This is a genomic window from Bacillus paranthracis, from assembly GCF_024296885.1.
GTDB lineage: Bacteria > Bacillota > Bacilli > Bacillales > Bacillaceae_G > Bacillus_A > Bacillus_A paranthracis.
This window is the reverse complement of record NZ_CP101135.1, coordinates 3,722,258-3,745,248: the sequence shown is the minus strand read 5'-3', so window position 1 is coordinate 3,745,248 and position 22,991 is coordinate 3,722,258. Positions and strand designations below refer to the sequence as shown.

Genomic DNA, 22,991 nt, shown 5'->3' with positions numbered 1-22,991 from the left:
CATTAGGAGTTGGACATGTTGAAAAAACGACAAGATTTACGTAATATAGCAATTATTGCCCACGTTGACCATGGTAAAACAACACTTGTTGACCAGTTATTACGTCAAGCGGGGACTTTCCGTGCGAACGAACACGTTGAAGAGCGCGCAATGGATTCAAATGATCTAGAAAGAGAGCGCGGTATTACAATTTTAGCGAAAAATACTGCGATTCACTATGAAGATAAAAGAATTAACATTTTAGATACACCAGGTCACGCTGACTTCGGTGGAGAAGTAGAACGTATTATGAAAATGGTTGATGGTGTTTTACTTGTTGTTGATGCATATGAAGGTTGTATGCCACAAACACGATTTGTTTTAAAGAAAGCTCTTGAGCAAAACTTAACTCCAATCGTAGTAGTAAATAAAATTGACCGTGACTTCGCTCGCCCTGATGAAGTAGTTGATGAAGTAATTGACTTATTCATCGAACTTGGTGCAAACGAAGATCAATTAGAGTTCCCAGTTGTATTTGCATCAGCAATGAACGGAACAGCAAGCTTAGATTCAAACCCAGCAAATCAAGAAGAGAATATGAAATCATTATTTGATACAATTATTGAACATATTCCTGCACCAATTGATAACAGCGAAGAGCCACTTCAATTCCAAGTAGCACTTCTTGATTACAACGACTATGTTGGACGTATTGGAGTTGGACGCGTATTCCGCGGTACAATGAAGGTTGGACAACAAGTTGCTTTAATGAAAGTAGACGGAAGCGTAAAACAATTCCGCGTAACAAAATTATTTGGTTACATGGGATTAAAACGTCAAGAAATTGAAGAAGCAAAAGCTGGAGACTTAGTAGCTGTTTCTGGTATGGAAGACATTAACGTTGGTGAAACAGTATGTCCAGTTGAACATCAAGATGCGTTACCATTATTACGTATTGATGAGCCAACACTACAAATGACGTTCCTTGTAAATAACAGTCCATTTGCAGGTCGTGAAGGTAAATATATTACATCTCGTAAAATTGAAGAGCGTCTTCGTTCACAATTAGAAACAGATGTAAGTTTACGTGTAGATAATACAGAGTCTCCTGATGCATGGATCGTATCTGGACGTGGGGAACTACATTTATCTATCTTAATTGAAAACATGCGTCGTGAAGGTTATGAACTACAAGTATCTAAGCCAGAAGTAATTATTAAAGAAGTTGATGGCGTAAGATGTGAGCCTGTAGAGCGTGTACAAATCGATGTACCTGAAGAATACACTGGTTCTATTATGGAATCTATGGGTGCTCGTAAAGGTGAAATGTTAGATATGGTGAATAACGGAAACGGTCAAGTTCGCCTTACTTTCATGGTTCCAGCACGTGGTTTAATTGGTTACACAACAGAATTCTTAACATTAACTCGTGGTTACGGTATTTTAAACCATACATTCGATTGCTACCAACCAGTACACGCTGGACAAGTTGGTGGACGTCGTCAAGGTGTTCTAGTTTCACTTGAAACAGGAAAAGCATCACAATACGGTATTATGCAAGTTGAAGATCGTGGTGTAATCTTCGTTGAACCAGGTACAGAAGTATATGCTGGTATGATTGTCGGAGAACACACTCGTGAGAATGACTTAACAGTTAACGTTGTGAAAATGAAACAACAAACTAACATTCGTTCTGCGACGAAAGATCAAACTTCAACAATGAAAAAACCACGCTTAATGACTTTAGAAGAATCATTAGAGTACTTAAACGATGACGAGTTCTGTGAAGTAACTCCAGAATCAATTCGTTTACGTAAAAAGATTCTTGATAAGAGCGAACGTGAAAGAGCTGCTAAGAAAAAGAAATCTGTAGAAGCGTAAAATAGTAAAACAGCTACCTTTAATTAAGGTAGCTGTTTTTTTATGTTTATTTTTTAGAATATTTACTCTTTTTGTGGACAGTATTTTTTTCACAGGTTACTCTTGTATTAAGTACATAAAGAAAAATGGTTTGATTTATGAGGAAGGGGGATAAATGGTGTTAGAAAGAATGTCGTTTTTTGCGAAGTTATGTAAAGTTGATGAAAATCCAGAGCTAGGGATGTGGTTACTGTATGGCGTCATTATTATATTAAGTGCACTTGTGTATAATTTAGGTTTTGCAAGAAAACTATCTATAATAAAAAATATAGTGATATATATATCGTTAGCGATTGGGTGTACAGTGTTAACTTTCTTTGCAGTTTTTTTACCTGTTGGAGAGGGGCTTGTTGTAGCAGCAATTGTACTTGGGATTTATAGGTTGCGATTACGTCAAGCAAGACAACAAAAAGCAGGATGAGGGGGAGTTTTATGCGTTCCGTACAAGATGCGTTATATAATTGGTTAACAATTAAAACAGTTGCCGAAGCACGTCCGGATGATAGTGCTGCAAAAGAAACGTATTTGTTATTTCAAAATATGATATATGAAGAACATAAATTGAGAAATGTGGAAGTTAAGAAGAACGAGGAAATGTATTTAGTTACATATGAAATAAATGGAGAAAGAAAATCTGCAAGGTTTCCATTAGAAGCTATTGATTGTTTTTTGGATCAAATGAATCGCGAACCTGAAAAATATAAATAAGTCCTTTATCATATTGATAAAGGACTTATTTATATTTTACCAATCGTCTTCGACTTTTTTATCACGATATAATCGGAAATTACCACTTGCATGACGTTCCATCGTACGTTCAGCAATTCGTTCCGAACATTCCATGCACATATATGTATGAATAGGGCGATTACGCAGCTTTTTTGCCATAGGATTTTCATCATCTAACATATCTTTTTTATCACAAATCATACATTTGACTCTCATTTCGTCACCTCAATACGAATTCTATCAGTATAAGTATATCATGGAAGTGTAATGTTTTTGAATAATAGTGGGAAAAAATAATATTTTCGCAATTCGAAAAATAGGTTATGATAAGGATATATGAAGTATATTTGGAGGTGGAAATATGGCGAATGTAGTAGAGCCCACATTAACAGATGATTTAGTACAAACGTTACGTAAAGAGTGTATTGTTATGGTAGCAACAACAGATTTTGAAAAACAAGTTCCTAACGTAAGTGCTATTTCTTGGGTGTATGCAGTGAGTAAAACTAGTATTCGATTTGCAGTAGATCAACGTTCACGTATTGTGGAAAATATAAGACATAGTACTGGAGTGGTATTGACTATAATGGCGAATGAATCCGTATTTTCCATAAGTGGTGCAGGTGAAATTTTGACTGATAGAATGGAAGGCATTCCTCTAAAATTAACTGTAATAGAAGTAAATGTACAAGAAGTACGTGATGTTATGTTTTATGGTGCAAAACTTGCAATTGAGCCAACATATGAAAAAACGTATGATCTTCGTGCAGCTAAAAAGCTCGATAACCAAGTGTTAGCAGGAATGAAAGAATTATAAATGTGATAAATAAGAAAGTCAGTTATTAACTTTTGTAATCACTTATTGTGATTTTATGTTAATAATTATAATTAAAAGTAATATATTGAATAGAAATGAATAAAAAATAAATAAAAGGTTTAATGGCTATAAATTTCGATTCTACCTCGTTTATACGGTACATATAATTATAACAATGGTTCGTCCATATTTTATGGATGAAACCCTTGTTCTACAAATTTAAAAGTGGAGTCAGGGGGTAACAGGTTGGATAAAATTTATGTGTTAGATACGAATGTACTTTTGCAGGATCCTTTATCTATTTTTTCATTTGAAACCAATGAAGTAGTGATTCCAGCAGTTGTATTAGAAGAGGTTGATTCGAAAAAACGTTATATGGATGAAGTAGGACGAAACGCTCGTTATGTATCTAAGTTAATAGACAAATTTCGTGAAATAGGAAAACTGCATGAAAGTATTCCGCTAGAAAACGGCGGTACATTTCGTATTGAATTAAATCATCGTTCGTTTGTCCAACTACAAGATATTTTTGTAGAAAAAACAAATGATAATCGAATTTTAGCTGTAGCAAAAAATCTATCTTTAGAAGAACAAGAAAAAGAGGACGGGAAGTCTGTTATTTTAGTAAGTAAAGACGTGCTCGTAAGGGTAAAAGCAGATGCAATAGGTTTAAAGGCGGAAGATTATTTAAGTGATCGGGTTATTGAAGTGGAAAATATATATTCAGGATTTTTAGAAGGATATATATCAAAAGAACAATTGGATTATTTTTATGAAAAAGGCGAATTGCCTTTATCCGAAATTGCAAATCATCCTTTTTATCCAAATCAGTTTGTAGTAATGAAAGATGCGTTAGGTGGATCTAGTTCAGCACTAGGTATTGTGGATCATTTAGGTAAGAAGGTAAAGAAACTTATTTTTCCAAATGAACAAGTATGGGGAATACGACCACGAAATGTGCAGCAAATTATGGGATTAGAATTGTTGCTTCGTGAAGATATTCCACTAGTTACGCTAACAGGGAAAGCTGGTACAGGAAAGACATTACTAGCTTTAGCTTCGGGGCTCATGCAAACGGAAGATTTAGGGTTATATAAAAAACTACTCGTTGCACGGCCAATTGTTCCAGTTGGGAAAGATATCGGTTATTTACCGGGAGAAAAAGAAGAAAAGTTAAGACCGTGGATGCAACCGATTTTTGATAATCTAGAGTATTTATTTAATACGAAAAAACCAGGAGAGTTAGATGCTATTTTAGCTGGAATGGGTTCGATAGAAGTAGAAGCTCTTACGTATATACGCGGGAGAAGTATTCCAGATCAATTCATTATAATTGACGAAGCACAAAATTTAACGAAGCATGAAGTGAAAACGATACTAACGAGGGTAGGAGAAAAAAGTAAAATCGTATTAATGGGAGATCCTCAGCAAATTGATCATCCGTATTTGGATGAATATAATAACGGTTTAACATACGTTGTAGAGAAGTTTAAAGAGCAACGTATTAGTGGTCATGTAAAGTTTGTTAAAGGGGAGCGATCTAATTTAGCTCAACTAGCCGCAGATTTACTATAAAAAGGAGTGAGCAAAAGCTCACTCCTTTTCTTTAAATAATTGTAAATTTGCGGATGTTACGGATTGGATTTTGTCTATTAGATCCATCATTGTAATATAAATGAACAGGTCCATCTTCTTTTAATGGTTTTCCTTCTTTTGAAAAACCAAGAATAGCATGTTTGACAGTTTCTAATGGAAGCGTTATTGTATCATCTACTGTTTCGATCTCGACTTGCGTAGCGTCATCTGAAATTTCGGCATTAGCAAGAAAAGGTTGAAATGGTATACCGAACGTTCCAGTAATTAGCTGTTCTTTTTTAAATTTCTTTACACTTTGTTGTATCGGCGGGAAAGCAGCACCATCACGGATTTCGCGATCCCAATGTTCCGAAGTGTTTTTTAAATAAACTTCTAGTTCTGAAGTGTTTTCTCTCGTTTCATCAAAGTAAGTTGTCAAATCTACTTTTCGATCATCAAAGATCCAAACGGTTGGATCGATAGTGATTGGAAAACGAACTTTTCCATTAATAAATAAAATTTCGCTCATTGTTGTTCCCCCATTTGTGTTATACTCCCACTTTTCAGTATAATAGTATTAGACACTATTGTCACAAAAAATGTTTCTATTGCAATTTATTAAAACTATCGCTAATATTAATAGATAGGAGAGAGTAGGACGGAAACGGAGGGAATCAATTTGGCGTCTGAGACAGTATCAAATCATCAGGAAAAGGCACTAGCCCTTCTACAAGCGGATGCGGAGAAGATTTTAAGACTTATTAAGGTGCAAATGGACCATCTTACAATGCCGCAATGTCCATTATATGAAGAAGTGTTAGACACACAAATGTTTGGACTATCCCGCGAAGTCGATTTTGCAGTTCGCCTTGGTCTTATTGCAGAAGAACAAGGGAAAGCAATGTTAGGAGAGCTTGAACGTGAGTTATCTGCACTTCATGAAGCATTTACAAACAAACAACAATAACGGGTTCAAATAAGGGGGCTCAAACTGAAAAAGTTTGAGCTTTTTATTTGTATAATAAAGCAGGAAGAATCAATGTACATATGGAATACAACAATAATTAAATTGAAACAGAGAGAGGAAATGAAATGAAAAGAGTATGGAAATCAATGGATTATTCATTATTACTTCCTCTTGTTATCTTATGTGTGCTGGGAGTTATAATGGTATATAGTTCTAGTTCCATTGTTGCGATTTCGAGGTTTGATAAACCAGCAAATTTCTTTTTTAAAAGACAATTAATTACTTTAGCTGCTGGGACAATAGTATTAATAATTCTTGTTATTATCCCATATAAAGTGTGGAGAAAACGAATCTTTTTATTGGGGAGTTATGGAATTAGTGTAGCATTATTAGCAGCAGCTGCCTTCTTTGCTAAAGCGGTAAATGGTGCAAATGGATGGATATTTGGAATACAGCCTGCGGAATTTGTTAAGATAACAGTTATTCTCGTATTGGCCCATTTCTTTGCGAAAAGGCAAGAAACGAATACGTCTGTTTTTAAAGGATCAGGACCAGTACTTTTAGGTGTTGGTTTAATCATGTTTTTAATTTTAAAGCAAAATGACTTAGGTACCGATATGTTAATTGCGGGAACAGTAGGAATTATGTTTCTTTGTTCAGGAGTTAATGTAAATTTATGGATAAAGAGATTCTTGTTAACATCTATAGTATGGGCTCCGGCGTTGTATTTTCTTGGGAGTTATAAATTAAGTCAGTACCAAAAAGCACGGTTTTCTGTTTTTCTTGATCCATTTAGCGATCCGCAAAAGGATGGATTTCAATTAATAAATTCGTTTATTGGAATTGCTTCGGGAGGGCTAAATGGTAGAGGATTAGGAAATAGTGTACAAAAGTATGGTTACTTACCAGAACCACAAACGGATTTTATAATGGCAATTATATCTGAAGAACTTGGTTTTATAGGGGTGGCTATTATTTTAATCTGTTTATTACTTATAATTATTCGGGCCTTTAGAGTTGCACAAAAGTGTAAAGATCCATTTGGAAGTTTAATAGCTATCGGAATTGCAAGTTTGTTTGGAGTCCAAACATTTGTTAATGTTGGTGGTATGTCTGGATTAATACCACTTACAGGAGTTCCTTTACCGTTTGTTAGTTATGGCGGGAGTTCCTTATTAGCTAATCTACTCGCGATGGGGATATTACTCAATATTGCTAGTCATGTAAAACGACAAGAGAAACAACAGAACGAGAGAGTTAAAGAAAGAGAACAAGGTGGACCACATCTTGTAGTTGTAAAATAAAACACATTGTGCTTTAGAGCATGATGTGTTTTTTATTTTTAAGTAGTTTTAAATATGATGTATTAATTTATCTTTCAAGTAAATTGTATATCACATTAATAAAAAAGTGATATACAATTAAGTTGTTAGAAAAGGAAGAGGTATGCTATACTATTTTTGTGAGACAAATTGCTCAGAAAACTTATCATTTGTTAAAAAATAAGGTATGATGGATAAAAATAAAGTGAAGCTTTCTAAGTATAATATAATGTGGAAAGTGAAGAACTTCACGCTCTTTATGGTGTGTATATATTTTATCTCTAGAGTGGTAGGAAAGTAGAGGGGGAAAATCATGACAAAGCTGCAACGTATTCAAAAAGTATTGGTAGCTAACCGTGGAGAGATTGCAATTCGTGTGTTTCGAGCTTGTTCGGAACTGGGATTAAAAACAGTTGCAATCTATTCTAAAGAGGATAGTGGTTCTTATCATCGTTATAAAGCCGATGAATCCTATTTAGTTGGGGAAGGAAAAAAGCCAATTGATGCTTATCTAGATATTGAGGGCATTATTGAGATTGCGAAAAGTAATCATGTAGATGCAATCCACCCTGGATATGGTTTCTTGTCAGAAAATATTCAATTCGCAAAACGTTGTGAAGAAGAAGGGATTATCTTTATCGGTCCAAAAAGTAAGCATTTAGATATGTTTGGAGATAAAGTAAAAGCAAGAACACAAGCGCAGCTAGCACAAATTCCAGTTATTCCTGGTAGTGATGGGCCAGTAGATTCATTAGAAGAAGTCGAAAAATTTGCTGAAAAGTATGATTACCCGATTATTATTAAAGCTTCCCTTGGCGGGGGCGGTCGTGGTATGCGTATTGTACGTACTAGTGAAGAATTAAGAGAATCGTATAATCGAGCGAAGTCAGAAGCAAAAGCAGCCTTTGGTAATGATGAAGTATACGTAGAAAAATTCGTTGAAAAACCTAAACATATAGAAGTTCAAATTTTAGCAGATGAAGAGGGCAATGTTGTTCATTTATACGAGCGAGACTGTTCTGTACAACGTCGTCATCAAAAAGTAGTAGAAATTGCACCTAGTGTGTCGCTTTCAGATGATTTGCGTCAGCGTATTTGTGATGCTGCTGTAAAGTTAACGAAAAATGTAAATTATTTAAACGCAGGAACAGTTGAATTTCTTGTAAAAGATGATAATTTCTATTTCATTGAAGTGAATCCGCGTGTTCAAGTAGAACATACAATTACAGAAATGATTACAGGAGTCGATATCGTTCAATCACAAATTTTAATAGCTGATGGACATGCATTACATAGTAAAATGGTAGGTGTTCCAAAGCAAGAGGAAGTTGTTGTACATGGATTTGCAATACAATCTCGTGTAACGACTGAGGATCCACTAAATAATTTCATGCCGGATACAGGAAAAATTATGGCATATCGATCAGGTGGTGGATTTGGGGTTCGTCTTGATACAGGTAATAGTTTCCAAGGTGCTGTTATTACACCGTACTATGATTCTTTACTCGTAAAAGTTACAACATGGGCGCTTACTTTTGAACAAGCTGCTGCAAAAATGGAACGTAACTTAAAAGAATTCCGTATCCGTGGTATTAAAACGAATATTCCATTCCTAGAGAATGTAGTAAAACATAAAAACTTCTTATCAGGGGAATATGACACTTCATTTATTGATGCGTCACCTGAACTATTCTTGTTCCCGAAACGTAAAGACCGCGGAACGAAAATGTTAAATTACATTGGGACAGTAACAGTAAATGGCTTCCCGGGGGTAGGGAAAAAAGAGAAACCAATTTTCCCAGATGCTCGTATACCGAATGTATTACACTCAGAGCCAATCCAAAATGGAACGAAACAAATTTTGGATGAGCGTGGAGCAGACGGATTAGTAAAATGGGTACAAGATCAAAAACGTGTACTTTTAACGGATACAACATTCCGTGATGCGCATCAGTCATTACTTGCAACGCGTATTCGCACAAAAGACTTACACCAAATTGCAGAGCCGACAGCGAGAATGTTACCGAACTTATTTTCAGCAGAAATGTGGGGCGGTGCAACGTTTGATGTTGCATATCGTTTCTTAAAAGAAGATCCGTGGGAACGATTACTAGATCTTCGTGAAAAAATGCCAAATGTTTTATTCCAAATGTTACTTCGTTCTTCAAACGCGGTTGGTTACAAAAACTATCCGGATAATTTAATTCAAAAGTTTGTGGAGTGTTCTGCCCAAGCTGGAATTGATGTGTTCCGTATTTTTGATAGCTTAAACTGGGTAGAAGGTATGAGAGTTGCGATTGATGCTGTACGAGATACTGGTAAAATTGCAGAAGCAACGATGTGTTACACAGGGGATATTCATGATCCACTGCGTAGTAAATATGATTTAAATTACTATAAAAATTTAGCAAAAGAATTAGAAGCATCAGGAGCTCACATTTTAGGTATTAAAGATATGGCGGGCTTACTAAAACCAAATGCAGCATATGATTTAGTTTCAGCATTAAAAGAGACGGTATCGATTCCGATTCACCTGCACACACACGATACGAGTGGAAATGGTATATTAACGTATACGAAGGCAATTGAAGCAGGTGTTGACATTGTCGATGTAGCAGTAAGTTCTATGGCTGGTCAAACGTCACAACCAAGTGCGAACACGCTATACTATGCGTTAGGTGGAAACGAAAGACAGCCAGATGTTAATATAGATTCATTAGAAAAATTATCTCATTACTGGGAAGATGTACGTAAATACTACGCACCGTTTGAAAGTGGTATGAATGCTCCTCATACAGAGGTATATATGCACGAAATGCCAGGCGGACAGTATAGTAATTTACAACAACAAGCGAAAGCGGTTGGCTTAGGCGATCGTTTCGATGAAGTGAAAGTAATGTACCGCCGTGTGAATGACATGTTTGGTGATATTGTTAAAGTAACACCATCATCTAAAGTTGTTGGTGATATGGCATTATTCATGGTTCAAAATCACTTAACAGAACAAGATGTTTTAGAGCGTGGACATTCTATGGACTTCCCAGGATCTGTTGTTGAAATGTTCTCTGGAGATTTAGGACAACCATATGGTGGTTTCCCGAAAAAGTTACAAGAAATTATTTTAAAAGGGAAAGAACCATTAACAGTAAGACCAGGTGAATTATTAGAACCAGTAGATTTCGACGCGTTAAAAGAAGAGCTATTCCATAAACTTGGACGCGAAGTGACGATGTTTGATGTAGTTGCATATGCATTATATCCAAAAGTATTTATGGATTACGAAAAAGTTGCTGAGATTTATGGAAATGTATCTGTGCTTGATACACCGACATTCTTCTATGGTATGAGACTTGGTGAAGAAATCGATGTGGAAATTGAACAAGGTAAGACACTGATGGTTAAACTAGTATCAATTGGAGAGCCTCAGCCGGATGGAAATCGTGTGCTTTACTTGGAGTTTAACGGTCAACCACGTGAGATTGTTGTGAAAGACGAAAGTGTGAAAGCGACAGTTGCACAACGTGTGAAAGGAAACCGTGAAAATCCAAACCACATTAGCGCAACAATGCCAGGAACGGTTATTAAAGTAGTTGTAAAAGAAGGCGATGAAGTGAAAAAAGGCGATTCTATGGCAATTACAGAAGCGATGAAAATGGAAACGACAGTTCAAGCGCCGTTTAATGGTAAAGTGAAAAAAGTATATGTTAACGATGGAGATGCAATTCAAACGGGTGACTTACTCATTGAATTAGATCACTAAAATAAAAAAGAGTTGTGGAAACACAGCTCTTTTTTATTACGAAAAAATACCTTGCCAATTCGGGCAAGGTATTTTCATTTATTTTGTTTGTTTAGAAATTGATGCAGCTTCTTTTGCATTCACTTTACTTCTTGTACCTAACATAACTAAATAGCATAGTACAGCAAACAAGCAAGAAATGAATAGGGAATGTAATAATGCCATTGATAAACTAGCATTTGTAAATACGACTAAAATTCCTACGATAGCTTGAAGTGTAACAAGGATAAATGAGATGATCCATCCCCAGTATACGACAGGCTGCTGTTTGTAATGGCGGATAGCGAGAATCATCGCGTATAGTATCCAAGCGAAAATTAACATCGCTGCAACTCTATGTCCCATTTGAACCCATTCATGTAATTGAGTTGGCATAGGTCTATTTTTGCTGCATAAAGGAAAGTCTGGACAGGCTAAGCTAGCTCGTTCGTGACGTACTAAAGCCCCTGTGTAGACAACAATATAACTGTAAATTGTTACACCATAAATATGAAATTTCATTTTTTTGTCCATAATAAGTGAACGTGCATCGAATTTTTGGTCAATTTCAAAGATAAGACACGTTAATAAAATGACAGAAGCAAATGAAATTAAGGAAATACCGAAATGGATAGCAAGTACAGCTGGCATTTGCCCCCAAACAACCGCTGCGGCTCCCATTAATGCTTGTGCAACTAAAAATACGAAGGATAAAATTGCTAACGTTTTTGTTTCGCGCACATGTTTATAATATTTCCAGGACAAAATACAAAGGAGAGTGACAAGAATTCCTGCTGATCCTGATGTAAGGCGATGACTTAGTTCAATAATAGTTTCCATTGATAAATTAGATGGAACAAATTCACCGTTACAAAGTGGCCATGATTTACCGCATCCTTGGCCAGAGCCTGTTTTTGTAACTAAGGCGCCTCCTAATAAAACTATTAATAAATCAAGACTCGTAATGACTGCTAACCATTTAATAAAGCGTTGCAATCTCTTTCACCATCTTTCTGCTATGAAGTTATTGCGAAATATTTTCATTCCATTATGTATAGAATAAAACGCGCTAGTTCCTATGATATATAAAAAATAATAAAATAGCAAAGAAATGGAGGGGGAAGACAGGGAAGAGAAAACGGGTGTGGAAATAAGGTTTATAAGGAAATTTTTAGGTGAAGAATAGGCTATTTTGAAAAGAAATGGGGAGAATACGTGTTAAATATGACAAAAAAGTTTATTATAGAAGGTAACATCATGTTATGATATGGATAAGTAACAATTAAGTTTTTTATGTTCGACACAAAAAGTTCATGTTTTCTTCACAAAATGTTCGGGAAATATGATTTAATATATTGGAGTATGGGCGTAGATTAGTAGTAGAATGGGTTAACAATGTTTCTACTGTAATAATATTGCTATATAGAAGCGAAATATTTCAATTTGAAATAGGCGCAAAAAGAAAGACGAAAGTTTTAAGAGGGGGTTAAAGTGATGAACCATGCAACAATTGAGCTGCATGATGAGTCTGCTGTTACAAGCGTACCGGAAACAACTCGGTTACAAGATTTAAAAGCGCTCGTTAAAATGGGGATTGTAAACTCAAATACACTTACTGTATTTACAGGATTTTGGTTGGCATTACACTTTAATGGATTAAGTGTAATGGACAATCTGGATAAGTTATTCTTTACAATCGTTGGTTCTGGATTAGTTATGGCAGGGGTATGTTGTTTAAACAACTACATTGATCGAGACATCGATCCATTAATGGAAAGAACAAAGACCCGTCCAACGGTTACTGGAAAGTATAAACCAGGATTTGCACTTACATTTGGACTAGTTATATTACTTCTTGGTTTTGTATTTTTATTATTAACAACACCAATGGCAGTCTTAATGGGATTTATTGGTGCTTTCACATATGTTGTTCTATATAGTTTATGGACAAAGAGAAAGTATACACTAAATACTGTTGTAGGTAGTATATCTGGTGCAGTTCCACCTTTAATTGGATGGGCAGCAATCGATCCATCTTTAGGCCATCCAATTGCTTGGATGTTATTTTTAATTATGTTTATTTGGCAAATCCCACATTTCCTTGCATTAGCAATGAAACGTGTTGATGAATATCGAAACGCAGGAATTCCAATGCTTCCTGTAGTTCATGGATTTGAAATTACGAAACGCCAAATTATGATTTGGACAGTATGTTTATTACCACTACCATTTTATATGAGTGGACTAGGGATAACATTTATGGTAATTGCAACACTGCTTAACATCGGATGGATCGTTTTAGGATTTTATGGCTTCCGTAAGAAAGATGACATCAAATGGTCTGTGCAAATGTTTGTTTATTCCCTAAATTATTTAACAATCTTATTTGTATCAATGATTGTAGTTACATTCTTCTAAGACAACGACATAATTGGATTTCTTTACGTTGAGATTTACTTTACTTAACTATAAAGTACAATCTAATTCACAAGGAAAGTGGGGGTTGTTTGTATGAAGAAACAGTGGCGACTGCTTTCGTTCGTTTCACTGCTGGCTTTACTGTTAGGGGGATGCGGTAAAGCCTTTCAATCTACTTTAATTCCGCAAGGAGAAGTAGCAAAAATGCAATATGATCTGCTCTTACTAGCAAGTGCAATCATGGTAGGAGTAGTACTAGTAGTTACTATTATTTTCTTATATGTAATTGTGCGTTTCCGACAAAAGAAAGGTCAGGAAGATTATATTCCGGAGCAAGTTGAAGGGAATCACAAACTAGAAATTATATGGACAGTTATTCCGATTATTCTTTTGCTAATCTTAGCTGTTCCGACGGTTACATATACATTCAAACTTGCTGATGTAAGTGCGATGGAGAAAAAGAATATTGATAAAGATACTATCGTTGTTGATGTAACAGCGAATCTTTATTGGTGGGAATTTTCTTATAAATCAGAAAAGATAGTAACTTCTCAAGATTTAGTCATCCCCACAGGTAAGAAAGTGTATTTGAATTTGAAGGGTGCCGATATTAAACATTCGTTTTGGGTTCCATCTTTAGCTGGGAAAATGGATACAAATACAGATAATGTGAACAAAATGTGGTTAAAGGCAGATAAATCGGGCACTTATAATGGTTTTTGTACAGAATTTTGCGGCCCATCACATTCTTTAATGCAATTCAAAGTGAAAGCTTTAGATGAAAGCGAGTACAAAAAGTGGCTTGCTGATATGAAGAAAATTGATGGGAAGAAAGAAGTAGCTTCAACAAAGGCGCAAGAAGGCCAAGAAATATTTAATAAAAGCTGTATTGGTTGTCACGCAGTTGGATCTAATGATAGTAGACCACCTTCCGCTCGTATCGCACCAAACTTAGCAAACTTTGCGGATCGCGATACAGTTGCCGGCATTGCTGAAAACAATGAAGAAAACTTAAAAAAATGGCTGAAAGATCCTGAAAATATGAAACCAGGAAATAAAATGACTGGTAAATATGGCAACTTAACAGACGATCAAATTGATGCATTAAATGCATACTTACAAACGTTAAAAGTTGAAAAGTAAAGAGGGATTATTCGCGAAGGGGAGGTTGAAAACGTGAGTTCTGTAGCAAAAAAACAGGGGATGGGTGCTGTCATATGGGATTATTTAACGACAGTAGACCATAAAAAGATTGCCATTCTCTATTTAATTGCAGGTGGATTGTTTTTTATAATAGGCGGAATAGAAGCTCTATTTATTCGCCTTCAATTAGCGATTCCTAACAACGCTTTTCTTGTTGGGGATGCTTATAATCAAGTATTAACTATGCACGGTACAACAATGATTTTCCTCGCAGCTATGCCACTCGTGTTTGCATTTATGAACGCCGCTGTACCACTTCAAATTGGTGCACGTGATGTAGCGTTCCCGTTTTTGAATTCACTCGGATTTTGGTTATTTTTCTTTGGTGGAGTATTTTTAAATTTAAGTTGGTTTTTAGGTGGAGCGCCTGATGCAGGATGGACATCTTATGCATCTTTAGCTTTAGCCTCTAAAGGCCATGGTGTTGATTTTTATGTGCTTGGCTTGCAAATCTCCGGTATAGGTACATTAATTGGAGGTATTAATTTCCTTGTAACCATTATTAATATGCGTGCGCCAGGGATGACGTATATGCGTATGCCGATGTTTACGTGGACGACATTTGTAACATCTTCATTAATATTATTTGCTTTTCCACCGTTAACTGTAGGATTAGGACTTTTAATGTTAGACCGCTTATTTGGAACAAGTTTCTTTAATCCAGCACTGGGCGGGAATACAATTATATGGGAGCACTTATTCTGGATTTTCGGTCATCCAGAAGTATACATTCTTATACTCCCAGCTTTCGGAATATTCTCAGAAATCTTCGCGACGTTTTCGAAAAAACGATTATTTGGTTATTCGTCGATGGTGTTTGCGACAGTATTAATTGGATTTTTAGGGTTTATGGTATGGGCGCATCATATGTTTACTGTTGGGCTTGGTCCAGTTGCAAATGCTATTTTCTCAGTTGCAACAATGGCGATTGCCGTTCCGACCGGTATTAAAATATTCAACTGGCTCTTTACAATGTGGGGCGGAAGTATTCGTTTTACGACACCGATGATGTGGGCAGTAGCCTTCATTCCATCATTCGTAATGGGAGGAGTTACAGGTGTTATGCTAGCATCTGCACCAGCTGATTATCAATTTCATGATAACTATTTCGTAGTAGCTCACTTTCATTATGTAATTGTCGGTGGTGTTGTATTTGGTTTACTTGCAGGAGCCCATTATTATTGGCCGCTGATGTTTAATAAAGTATTGAATGAAACGTTAGGAAAGATAACATTTTGGTTATTCTTTATCGGTTTCCATTTAACGTTCTTTATTCAGCATTTCCTTGGCTTAATTGGTATGCCACGTCGTTACTACACATATCTTGAAGGTCAAGGGTTGGAAATGGGCAATATGATTAGTTCTATTGGAGCGGTATTTATGGCTCTTGGAACGATTGTTCTTCTATTCAATGTAATTAAAACAACAGTATCAAAAGAAAAGGCTGGTCGTGATCCGTGGGATGGACGTACATTAGAATGGACAATGCCAGCACCTACACCAGAATATAACTTTAAACAATTACCATTTGTTCGCGGGTTAGATCCGTTTTGGATTGAAAAACGTGAAGGGAATAAAGAGATGACAGCGGCGGAACCAGTGGGTGATATTCATATGCCAAATCCATCATTTTCACCATTTATCATTTCTTTAGGATTGTTTATAGCGGCATTCGGTGCAATGTATATGCAGGGTGGAAAAGATAAGTTTTGGTTATTAGTAGCAATTATCGGTTTAATTATTACGTTTGGTACAATGTTCCTACGTTCAGTAATTGATGATCATGGATATCATATTCATAAAGAAGATTTGGAAGATAAGGGGGGCAAGGCGTAATGCATGTAGATGAAAAATTAACGAATGAAACATTTCCAGCAGAGCCTGAAAAAGCAACCCTTGAGGGGAAAAATAAGTTTGTCGGTTTTTGGTTATTTCTTGGAGGCGAAACAGTATTGTTCGCTTCCTTATTTGGCACATATTTAGCGTTAAAGAATTCTACAAATGGCGGACCAACATCTCAAGAGATGTTCCAAATGCCACTCGTTTTCATTATGACGATGCTTTTATTAACGAGTAGCTTAACGAGCGTATATGCGATGTATCATATGAAAAACTTTAATTTTAAGAAAATGCAACTTTGGCTACTAGTAACAGTGTTGCTAGGTTTAGGGTTTTTAGGATTTGAGATATATGAGTTTTATCATTATACGCATGAATTTAAGCATACTATGAGAAGTAGCGCATTTGGTTCCGCGTTTTATGCTCTTGTTGGTACACATGGACTCCACGTATTGTTTGGATTGTGTTGGATTTTAACATTAATCTTTAGGAATGCGAAGAGAGGTCTAAATTTATACAATGCACCGAAGTTTTATGTTGCATCGATTTATTGGCACTTTATTGACGTAGTTTGGGTGTTTATTTTCACTGTAGTATATTTAATGGGAATGGTGGGATAAACAATGGCGATAAAGCAAACGAATAATCCTAAAGTTGATCTTGTTTATCGGAAAAGAAAAAGTGCGGAGGAAATGAAGCATCAAGTTATTACATTTGCATTAATGATTTTTTTAACATTAGTTGCATTTGCAGCGGTAGCATATCCGAAAACTTTTAGTCCGACTTTTTCAGTACCATTTATTTTACTATTAGCGGTGGTACAAGTAATTTTTCAATTGTATTATTTTATGCATATGAGTCATAAAGGACATGAAGCGGCAAGTTTCTTTCTTTATTCTGGTCTGTTGATCGGATTAATTACAATTTTAGCTTTTATGACAATTGTGTGGATTTGAAAAGTGAAGAATAAGGGAGCTTGTGTTGACACAGCTCCCTCTTCATGTTATGTGAACGGATAACCTTAAGAAGGTAGGTGTGAAAATGAGTAACTTGTGGATATTTGGTTTTCAAGCGCTATGGAGTCCAATCTTTTTATTATTTATGCTTTCGATCCTCATTGGATATTTTTTAATTATTGGGCCGTATAGAATGCGATTTGAACATGCGACAAAGGTAAGTAAGAAGCAAGTTTTTTATTTTACGACTGGAATTGTTCTTTTGTATTTTGTAAAGGGAGGGCCTATTGATTTAATTGGTCATATTATATTTAGTGCACATATGTTTGAAATGGCAGTTATGTATATTGCCGTTCCGCCTTTGTTGTTGCTTGGTATACCAGTTTGGTTATATCGTTATATTACTTCTTTTAAGTTCGTTCAAATTATATTAAAGATATTTGCTAAGCCACTTATTGCATTGTTTGTATTTAATGGCCTGTTTTCTTTTTATCATTTACCAGTTGTTTTTGATGCAGTAAAACAAAGTCAAATTGCTCATCCTATCTGTCTCGCTATATTGTTCTTTACGGCAATCATGATGTGGTGGCCGATGCTAAATCCATTACCAGAATATCAAACGTTAAGTGATATAAAGAAACTTGGTTATATGTTTGCTAACGGTATATTATTAACGCCAGCTTGCGCGTTAATTATTTTTGCAACGGCGCCGTTGTTTGCAACATATACGGATCCGGCTGCTTGGATGAAGGCGATGGAACTATGTGTACCGGCGGGAACTTTATCTGATTTAAATATAACTGGACCAGAATTTTTACACTGGATGCCGATCGTACAAGACCAACAAACAGGCGGCATCATTATGAAAATTGTCCAGGAAATAGTGTACGGTACAATTATTGGTTATGTGTTCTTTCGATGGGCGCGTCGAGAGCGTGAAAAGGATAAAGAGCAGTTACAACAATTGCCGCCGTATTTACAAACGAAGTAAAAAAGTGTATGGGTTTCCATACACTTTTTTAGTTTTACTAAACTTCAATAGATTGAATTTTCTAATTATTTATGTTAAGTTAGTGTAGGCATGTACTAAAGTGGATATAAGATTTACTACTAGCTTTAATGCATAATAATTCCATGTGTAGTACAAGTTTTTTTGAGAGTTACAAATTTATATTGTTATCTTTAATAAAACAAGGACTATTTTAAGGGGGAATTTAAATGGGTAGTAGTGGAAGTATGGTAAAGCCAATTAGTGGTTTTTTAGCAGCATTAATACAATATCCAGTACCGGTAGTAGAGTCACGTGCAGACATTGATAAACAAATTAAACAGATCATAAAAACAATTCATTCAACTAAAGCAGGGTATCCTGGATTGGAATTGATAGTATTTCCAGAATATAGTACGCAAGGGCTTAATACAAAAAAATGGACTACAGAAGAGTTTTTATGTACAGTCCCTGGGCCAGAAACAGACTTGTTTGCTGAGGCATGTAAAGAGTCTGAAGTATATGGTGTTTTTTCTCTAATGGAAAGAAATCCTGATGGTGGAGAACCGTATAATACAGCAATAATTATTGATCCACAAGGTGGTGCGACACGTTCCTAAGTGAAAAGCTTAGGCATTGTCGAACTTACAGTTCAACAGTGAACTGTCATTCCAAGAAGTCAAATGATAGGGTAACGCCTTGAAGGGCTTCCTTTAATACTCCGACATGCAGTGAAGTTAGCAAGAACTGAACTGTATGAAGCTCGGTGAAGTCGGTTGAGAGTTACCGTAATCCTATAGGATACGAAAGTCACTCAGAGGTGGGTGGTGTAACCTATAAACCGGAAGTCTATAAATTACCTATGGTTAGTATGCACTATGAACCAATAGAGTATGGTATGTGCGGACGAATCTCTGATGGTACGGGTCTATATCGGAAGTAAGTCGAAAGGCTTACTGACACAATTAGTGTCGCTACTGTGGATGAGTAAAACTCGCCTTTATGAAAGTCCATATATTGTTACAGGCAATATCAAGGTAGCAGGCTCATAGGAGAAACCTAACGGTATATGCACAGATAGGAATGACGGAACGTGGTAAGCTGTCAACACTGAGGGCTTGCTTCCGATGAAGTGGTTCTAGGGAAAACAATTGTAAATTGTATAACCTAGGTTTATGACAGTGAAAGTGGTGGCACAGTACCTATGAAACGTGTAATGAACGTGGAGGGATAGCCACTAGTCGATTGAAAACTGACTGTTACTTATGGTTGACATGGTTTCGAGTAAGACTAAAGAGATGTAAACCTCCAGTAAATAAGGGGAGGTTACAGCCCATGTTAAAGAAAACTAAACTAAGGCACAGTGAATATTACGACATGCAAAGAAAGTATGATGAGTTATATTCTAATAGCCTTAATGGTAACAATTTCTATAAATTAATTGATATTATCGGTTCGGAAGAAAATATTAGATTAGCATACCGCAACATCAAAACTAATAAGGGGAGTAACACGGCTGGAGTTGACAATTTAACCATTAAAGATATTTGGCACCTAAACGATACAAAGATTATTCATGAAGTTAGGAAACGATTAAATAACTATCAACCACAAGCAGTTAAAAGAGTCCTTATCCCAAAAGAGGGCAGTGATAAGAAGCGACCCCTGGGGATTCCAACAATTTGGGACAGATTAGTACAACAATCTATCCTCCAAGTATTGGAACCTATTTGTGAAGCTAAGTTTCATAACCATAGTTATGGATTTAGACCGAACAGAAGTACACACCATGCACTAAGTAGAGTTGTAAGTCTTATTAACATAGGTCACCAACACTACTGTGTTGATATTGACATTAAGGGGTTCTTTGATAATGTATGCCACAAAAAGCTATTAAGGCAAATGTGGACTCTGGGAATAAGAGACAAATCACTTCTATGTGTTATTTCAAAAATCCTTAAATCTGAGATAGAAGGAGAGGGTATTCCCAATAAGGGTACTCCGCAAGGAGGAATTATTTCTCCTTTACTTTCCAACATTGTTCTAAATGAACTTGATTGGTGGATAAGTAGCCAATGGGAAACCTACAAACCTCACAGAATCTCTACTCGGCATTTAGGGTTTCGACAATATGCTAGGAAGTACACGAATCTAAAATGTGGTTATGTAGTGAGATACGCGGATGACTTCAAAATAATGTGTCGGACTTATGATGAAGCACAACGCTTTTATCATGCGACAGTTGATTTTCTCAAATCCCGCTTGGGATTAGAAATTAACCCCAAAAAGTCCAAAGTGGTTAATCTCAAGAAAAACTCGTCAGTTTTCCTTGGATTCAAAATCAAAGTGGTTAAACAAGGTAAAGCTAAATTTGGATATATTGCAAAAACCAGTATGTCCGACAAAGCTATTACAAAAGCTAAAAGACAACTAAAAGAACGAATCAAAGGAATTCAAAAGGAGCCCACTTCAGAGAAAGTTACTCAATTTAATTCAACCCTTCTTGGTATACAAAATTACTTTAAATATGCGGTTACAATTTACATGGATTTAACGGAGGTAAATTACTCTCTGCGAAGAGTCATAAGAACCAGACTTAGAAACAATATGAAGCACATGAAGTTCTGTGAAACATCTGTGAATTTTAAAAGGAAGACCAAAGGAATACAACCTAACACTAAGATTTACGTTGTACAGAACACTCCACTCTTACCAGTTACAGGAATACATCATAAAAACCCGTGGAATTTTTCGCAGGTTATCTGTAACTATACGGAAACGGGGCGTAATAAAGTACATAGTAATCTTAAGGCAATACCTAAGGATGTTCTCAACCAAGTTATGAGGACTTATTCGAAGAATAAAAGTATTGAGTACAACGATAATAGGATATCAAAATACGTTGCTCAATATGGTAAGTGTTATGTAACTGGTGAGGAAATTGGTATTGAACGTGTTCATTGTCATCACATTGTTCCCATTAAACAAGGTGGGGATGACAAGTACAACAACTTGGTAATTGTAGATTGGTTTATACACAAACTGATTCACATGACGAATCTTAATAAGATTACACATTACCTTCGGTCTTTTAAACTTAACAAGAAACAAATGGATAAACTGAATGTGCTAAGAACTAAAGCTGGAAATGAACCGATAGTAACATAATTTGATTTTAAAGTCAGTTGGAAACGATGGAACGCCGTATGCTAGGAAACTAGCACGTACGGTGTGAGGTGGGGGAAAAGGTGGAGATTACATCAAAGCCTTACCTATCATCATAAATGATTTTGAAGTATCGTAAGCTAAATCCTTGGGTGCCAGTTGAACCTTGGAAGGCTGGAGATTTAGGTTTACCTGTTTGTGATGGACCAGGAGGAAGTAAATTAGCTGTTTGTATTTGTCATGATGGTATGTTTCCTGAAGTAGCTCGTGAAGCAGCTTATAAAGGTGCAAATGTCTTGATTCGTATTTCTGGATATAGCACACAAGTTAGTGAACAATGGATGTTAACTAATCGTTCGAATGCATGGCAAAATTTAATGTATACATTGTCGGTGAACTTAGCCGGTTATGATGGTGTATTTTATTATTTTGGTGAAGGACAAGTATGTAATTTTGATGGGACTACTTTAGTGCAGGGACACCGAAATCCTTGGGAGATTGTTACTGCTGAAGTATATCCAGAGCTAGCAGATCAAGCTAGATTAGGATGGGGTCTCGAAAATAATATATATAATTTAGGTTCAAGGGGATATGTAGCGACTCCTGGTGGGGTGAAAGAAAACCCATATACGTTTGTAAAAGATTTAGCTGAAGGTAAATATAAGGTTCCTTGGGAAGATGAGATTAAAGTAAAGGATGGAACTATTTATGGGTATCCAGTCAAAAAGACGATTCATTCTTAAGTAAGATAAATAGAACAAGCGCATCATATTGATGCGCTTGTTCTATTTACTCAATGATTTGGAATTCTTTTAACTCTTTTTCGATATTTTGTAGGAGTTGTTCGCTTTTTTGAATTACATTCGTTGGGAAAGTTTCACCATCACCATATTCAACGCCGTGAGGATAATAATGTTTACCTAATAAGGGAGGGAGTAGCTTTATTTCAGCGTGTCTGCTGCCAATGTCACCTTCAACAGCTAAACCTTGTACACGTAAATAATAAACATCGTTTAATATTTCGAATTTATAATCGTATGTAACTCGTTCATAATCCCACTGTCCAGCAAGTACAAAATGGTTCTTTTCCATAATCTCTGTTAATAGTGTTAAATCAACGACTGCCCCATTAAATTTCGTATTTGTAAATTGCATAAAATACCTCCTTTTTTAATGTTACACCATTATTTTTATAATAGTATGAATAATAAGAAAGTGCAATTCATATTGAGAGAAAAGGGATAATCCAGACTTTTTTTGCGAAAATATGATATAGTGAAAAGAGTACGGTACACACAAAAAAAGGAAAGAAAAGGATTTGTGTATATCTCAATT

19 protein-coding genes and 2 pseudogenes are annotated in these 22,991 nt (G+C 35.9%); 17 read left to right on the top strand and 4 right to left on the bottom strand.

Annotation, left to right across the window (positions count from 1 at the left end):
- Positions 1 to 15: 15 nt before the first annotated feature.
- The 3 genes from typA to NLJ82_RS19180 all read left to right on the top strand — a co-directional run bounded on the left by typA (position 16) and on the right by NLJ82_RS19180 (position 2,607).
- Positions 16 to 1,860, top strand: a complete 1,845-nt coding sequence (typA, locus tag NLJ82_RS19190; RefSeq protein WP_000914763.1) for a translational GTPase TypA — start codon at positions 16 to 18, stop codon at positions 1,858 to 1,860.
- Between the two features lie 157 nt (positions 1,861 to 2,017).
- Positions 2,018 to 2,320, top strand: a complete 303-nt coding sequence (locus NLJ82_RS19185; protein WP_000893666.1) for a YlaH-like family protein — start codon at positions 2,018 to 2,020, stop codon at positions 2,318 to 2,320.
- An 11-nt stretch (positions 2,321 to 2,331) separates the two neighbouring features.
- Positions 2,332 to 2,607 (top strand): hypothetical protein, encoded by a 276-nt coding sequence (locus NLJ82_RS19180; RefSeq protein WP_001258148.1) that lies wholly within the window; start codon positions 2,332 to 2,334, stop codon positions 2,605 to 2,607.
- 36 nt (positions 2,608 to 2,643) lie between these two features.
- On the opposite strand, the gene NLJ82_RS19175 is transcribed toward NLJ82_RS19180, so the two are convergent.
- Complete coding sequence (locus tag NLJ82_RS19175) at positions 2,644 to 2,844, bottom strand: YlaI family protein (RefSeq protein ID WP_001995040.1); 201 nt, start codon at positions 2,842 to 2,844, stop codon at positions 2,644 to 2,646.
- Between the two features lie 145 nt (positions 2,845 to 2,989).
- Here NLJ82_RS19175 and NLJ82_RS19170 point away from each other — a divergent pair, with 145 nt between their 5' ends.
- Both NLJ82_RS19170 and NLJ82_RS19165 read left to right on the top strand, forming a co-directional pair.
- Positions 2,990 to 3,445: a pyridoxamine 5'-phosphate oxidase family protein gene (locus tag NLJ82_RS19170; RefSeq protein WP_000024588.1), complete on the top strand. Its 456-nt coding sequence runs from the start codon at positions 2,990 to 2,992 to the stop codon at positions 3,443 to 3,445.
- Between the two features lie 246 nt (positions 3,446 to 3,691).
- Positions 3,692 to 5,020, top strand: coding sequence for a PhoH family protein (locus NLJ82_RS19165; protein ID WP_000358084.1), 1,329 nt, complete (start codon positions 3,692 to 3,694; stop codon positions 5,018 to 5,020).
- A gap of 31 nt (positions 5,021 to 5,051) precedes the next feature.
- Here NLJ82_RS19165 and NLJ82_RS19160 read toward each other — a convergent pair whose 3' ends face one another.
- Positions 5,052 to 5,549, bottom strand: a complete 498-nt coding sequence (locus NLJ82_RS19160) for a molybdopterin-binding protein (RefSeq protein WP_001289816.1) — start codon at positions 5,547 to 5,549, stop codon at positions 5,052 to 5,054.
- 150 nt (positions 5,550 to 5,699) lie between these two features.
- Here NLJ82_RS19160 and NLJ82_RS19155 point away from each other — a divergent pair, with 150 nt between their 5' ends.
- The 3 genes from NLJ82_RS19155 (at position 5,700) to pyc (ending at position 11,069) form a co-directional block, all read left to right on the top strand.
- Positions 5,700 to 5,987, top strand: coding sequence for an Fpa/YlaN family protein (locus NLJ82_RS19155; RefSeq protein ID WP_000135695.1), 288 nt, complete (start codon positions 5,700 to 5,702; stop codon positions 5,985 to 5,987).
- A gap of 125 nt (positions 5,988 to 6,112) precedes the next feature.
- Positions 6,113 to 7,291, top strand: a complete 1,179-nt coding sequence (locus NLJ82_RS19150) for an FtsW/RodA/SpoVE family cell cycle protein (protein WP_000832766.1) — start codon at positions 6,113 to 6,115, stop codon at positions 7,289 to 7,291.
- A 331-nt stretch (positions 7,292 to 7,622) separates the two neighbouring features.
- Positions 7,623 to 11,069 carry a pyruvate carboxylase gene (pyc, locus tag NLJ82_RS19145; RefSeq protein ID WP_000164061.1) on the top strand — a complete coding sequence of 1,149 codons (3,447 nt, stop codon included), beginning with the start codon at positions 7,623 to 7,625 and terminating at the stop codon, positions 11,067 to 11,069.
- 78 nt (positions 11,070 to 11,147) lie between these two features.
- Here the strand turns inward: pyc and ctaA are convergent, their stop codons facing one another.
- Positions 11,148 to 12,083, bottom strand: coding sequence for a heme A synthase (gene ctaA / locus NLJ82_RS19140; RefSeq protein WP_001188736.1), 936 nt, complete (start codon positions 12,081 to 12,083; stop codon positions 11,148 to 11,150).
- A gap of 498 nt (positions 12,084 to 12,581) precedes the next feature.
- Here ctaA and ctaB point away from each other — a divergent pair, with 498 nt between their 5' ends.
- From ctaB to NLJ82_RS19095, 9 genes and pseudogenes are all read left to right on the top strand, one after another.
- A complete protein-coding gene (gene ctaB, locus NLJ82_RS19135; RefSeq protein WP_254754583.1) occupies positions 12,582 to 13,505 on the top strand; it encodes a protoheme IX farnesyltransferase in 924 nt (307 codons plus the stop codon).
- Between the two features lie 93 nt (positions 13,506 to 13,598).
- On the top strand, positions 13,599 to 14,648 hold the full coding sequence (gene coxB, locus NLJ82_RS19130) for a cytochrome c oxidase subunit II (RefSeq protein ID WP_000745271.1): 1,050 nt from the start codon (positions 13,599 to 13,601) through the stop codon (positions 14,646 to 14,648).
- A 60-nt stretch (positions 14,649 to 14,708) separates the two neighbouring features.
- On the top strand, positions 14,709 to 16,544 hold the full coding sequence (gene ctaD, locus NLJ82_RS19125) for a cytochrome c oxidase subunit I (RefSeq protein WP_011040617.1): 1,836 nt from the start codon (positions 14,709 to 14,711) through the stop codon (positions 16,542 to 16,544).
- A complete protein-coding gene (gene ctaE / locus NLJ82_RS19120; RefSeq protein ID WP_000557861.1) occupies positions 16,544 to 17,167 on the top strand; it encodes a cytochrome c oxidase subunit III in 624 nt (207 codons plus the stop codon). Before ctaD ends, ctaE begins: the two co-directional genes overlap by 1 nt.
- Positions 17,168 to 17,170: 3 nt before the next feature.
- A complete protein-coding gene (gene ctaF, locus NLJ82_RS19115) occupies positions 17,171 to 17,503 on the top strand; it encodes a cytochrome c oxidase subunit IVB (RefSeq protein ID WP_000985699.1) in 333 nt (110 codons plus the stop codon).
- A gap of 85 nt (positions 17,504 to 17,588) precedes the next feature.
- Positions 17,589 to 18,494, top strand: coding sequence for a cytochrome c oxidase assembly factor CtaG (ctaG, locus tag NLJ82_RS19110; RefSeq protein WP_000069012.1), 906 nt, complete (start codon positions 17,589 to 17,591; stop codon positions 18,492 to 18,494).
- Positions 18,495 to 18,721: 227 nt separating this feature from the next.
- Positions 18,722 to 19,093 (top strand): annotated as a pseudogene (locus NLJ82_RS19105) (nitrilase-related carbon-nitrogen hydrolase); the annotation flags it as partial.
- 733 nt (positions 19,094 to 19,826) lie between these two features.
- Positions 19,827 to 21,659, top strand: coding sequence for a group II intron reverse transcriptase/maturase (ltrA, locus tag NLJ82_RS19100; protein WP_000914978.1), 1,833 nt, complete (start codon positions 19,827 to 19,829; stop codon positions 21,657 to 21,659).
- A 116-nt stretch (positions 21,660 to 21,775) separates the two neighbouring features.
- Positions 21,776 to 22,399: pseudogene (locus NLJ82_RS19095) on the top strand (formamidase); the annotation flags it as partial.
- Between the two features lie 46 nt (positions 22,400 to 22,445).
- Here the strand turns inward: NLJ82_RS19095 and NLJ82_RS19090 are convergent.
- Positions 22,446 to 22,811 carry a YugN family protein gene (locus NLJ82_RS19090; RefSeq protein WP_001160940.1) on the bottom strand — a complete coding sequence of 122 codons (366 nt, stop codon included), beginning with the start codon at positions 22,809 to 22,811 and terminating at the stop codon, positions 22,446 to 22,448.
- Positions 22,812 to 22,991: the final 180 nt, after the last annotated feature.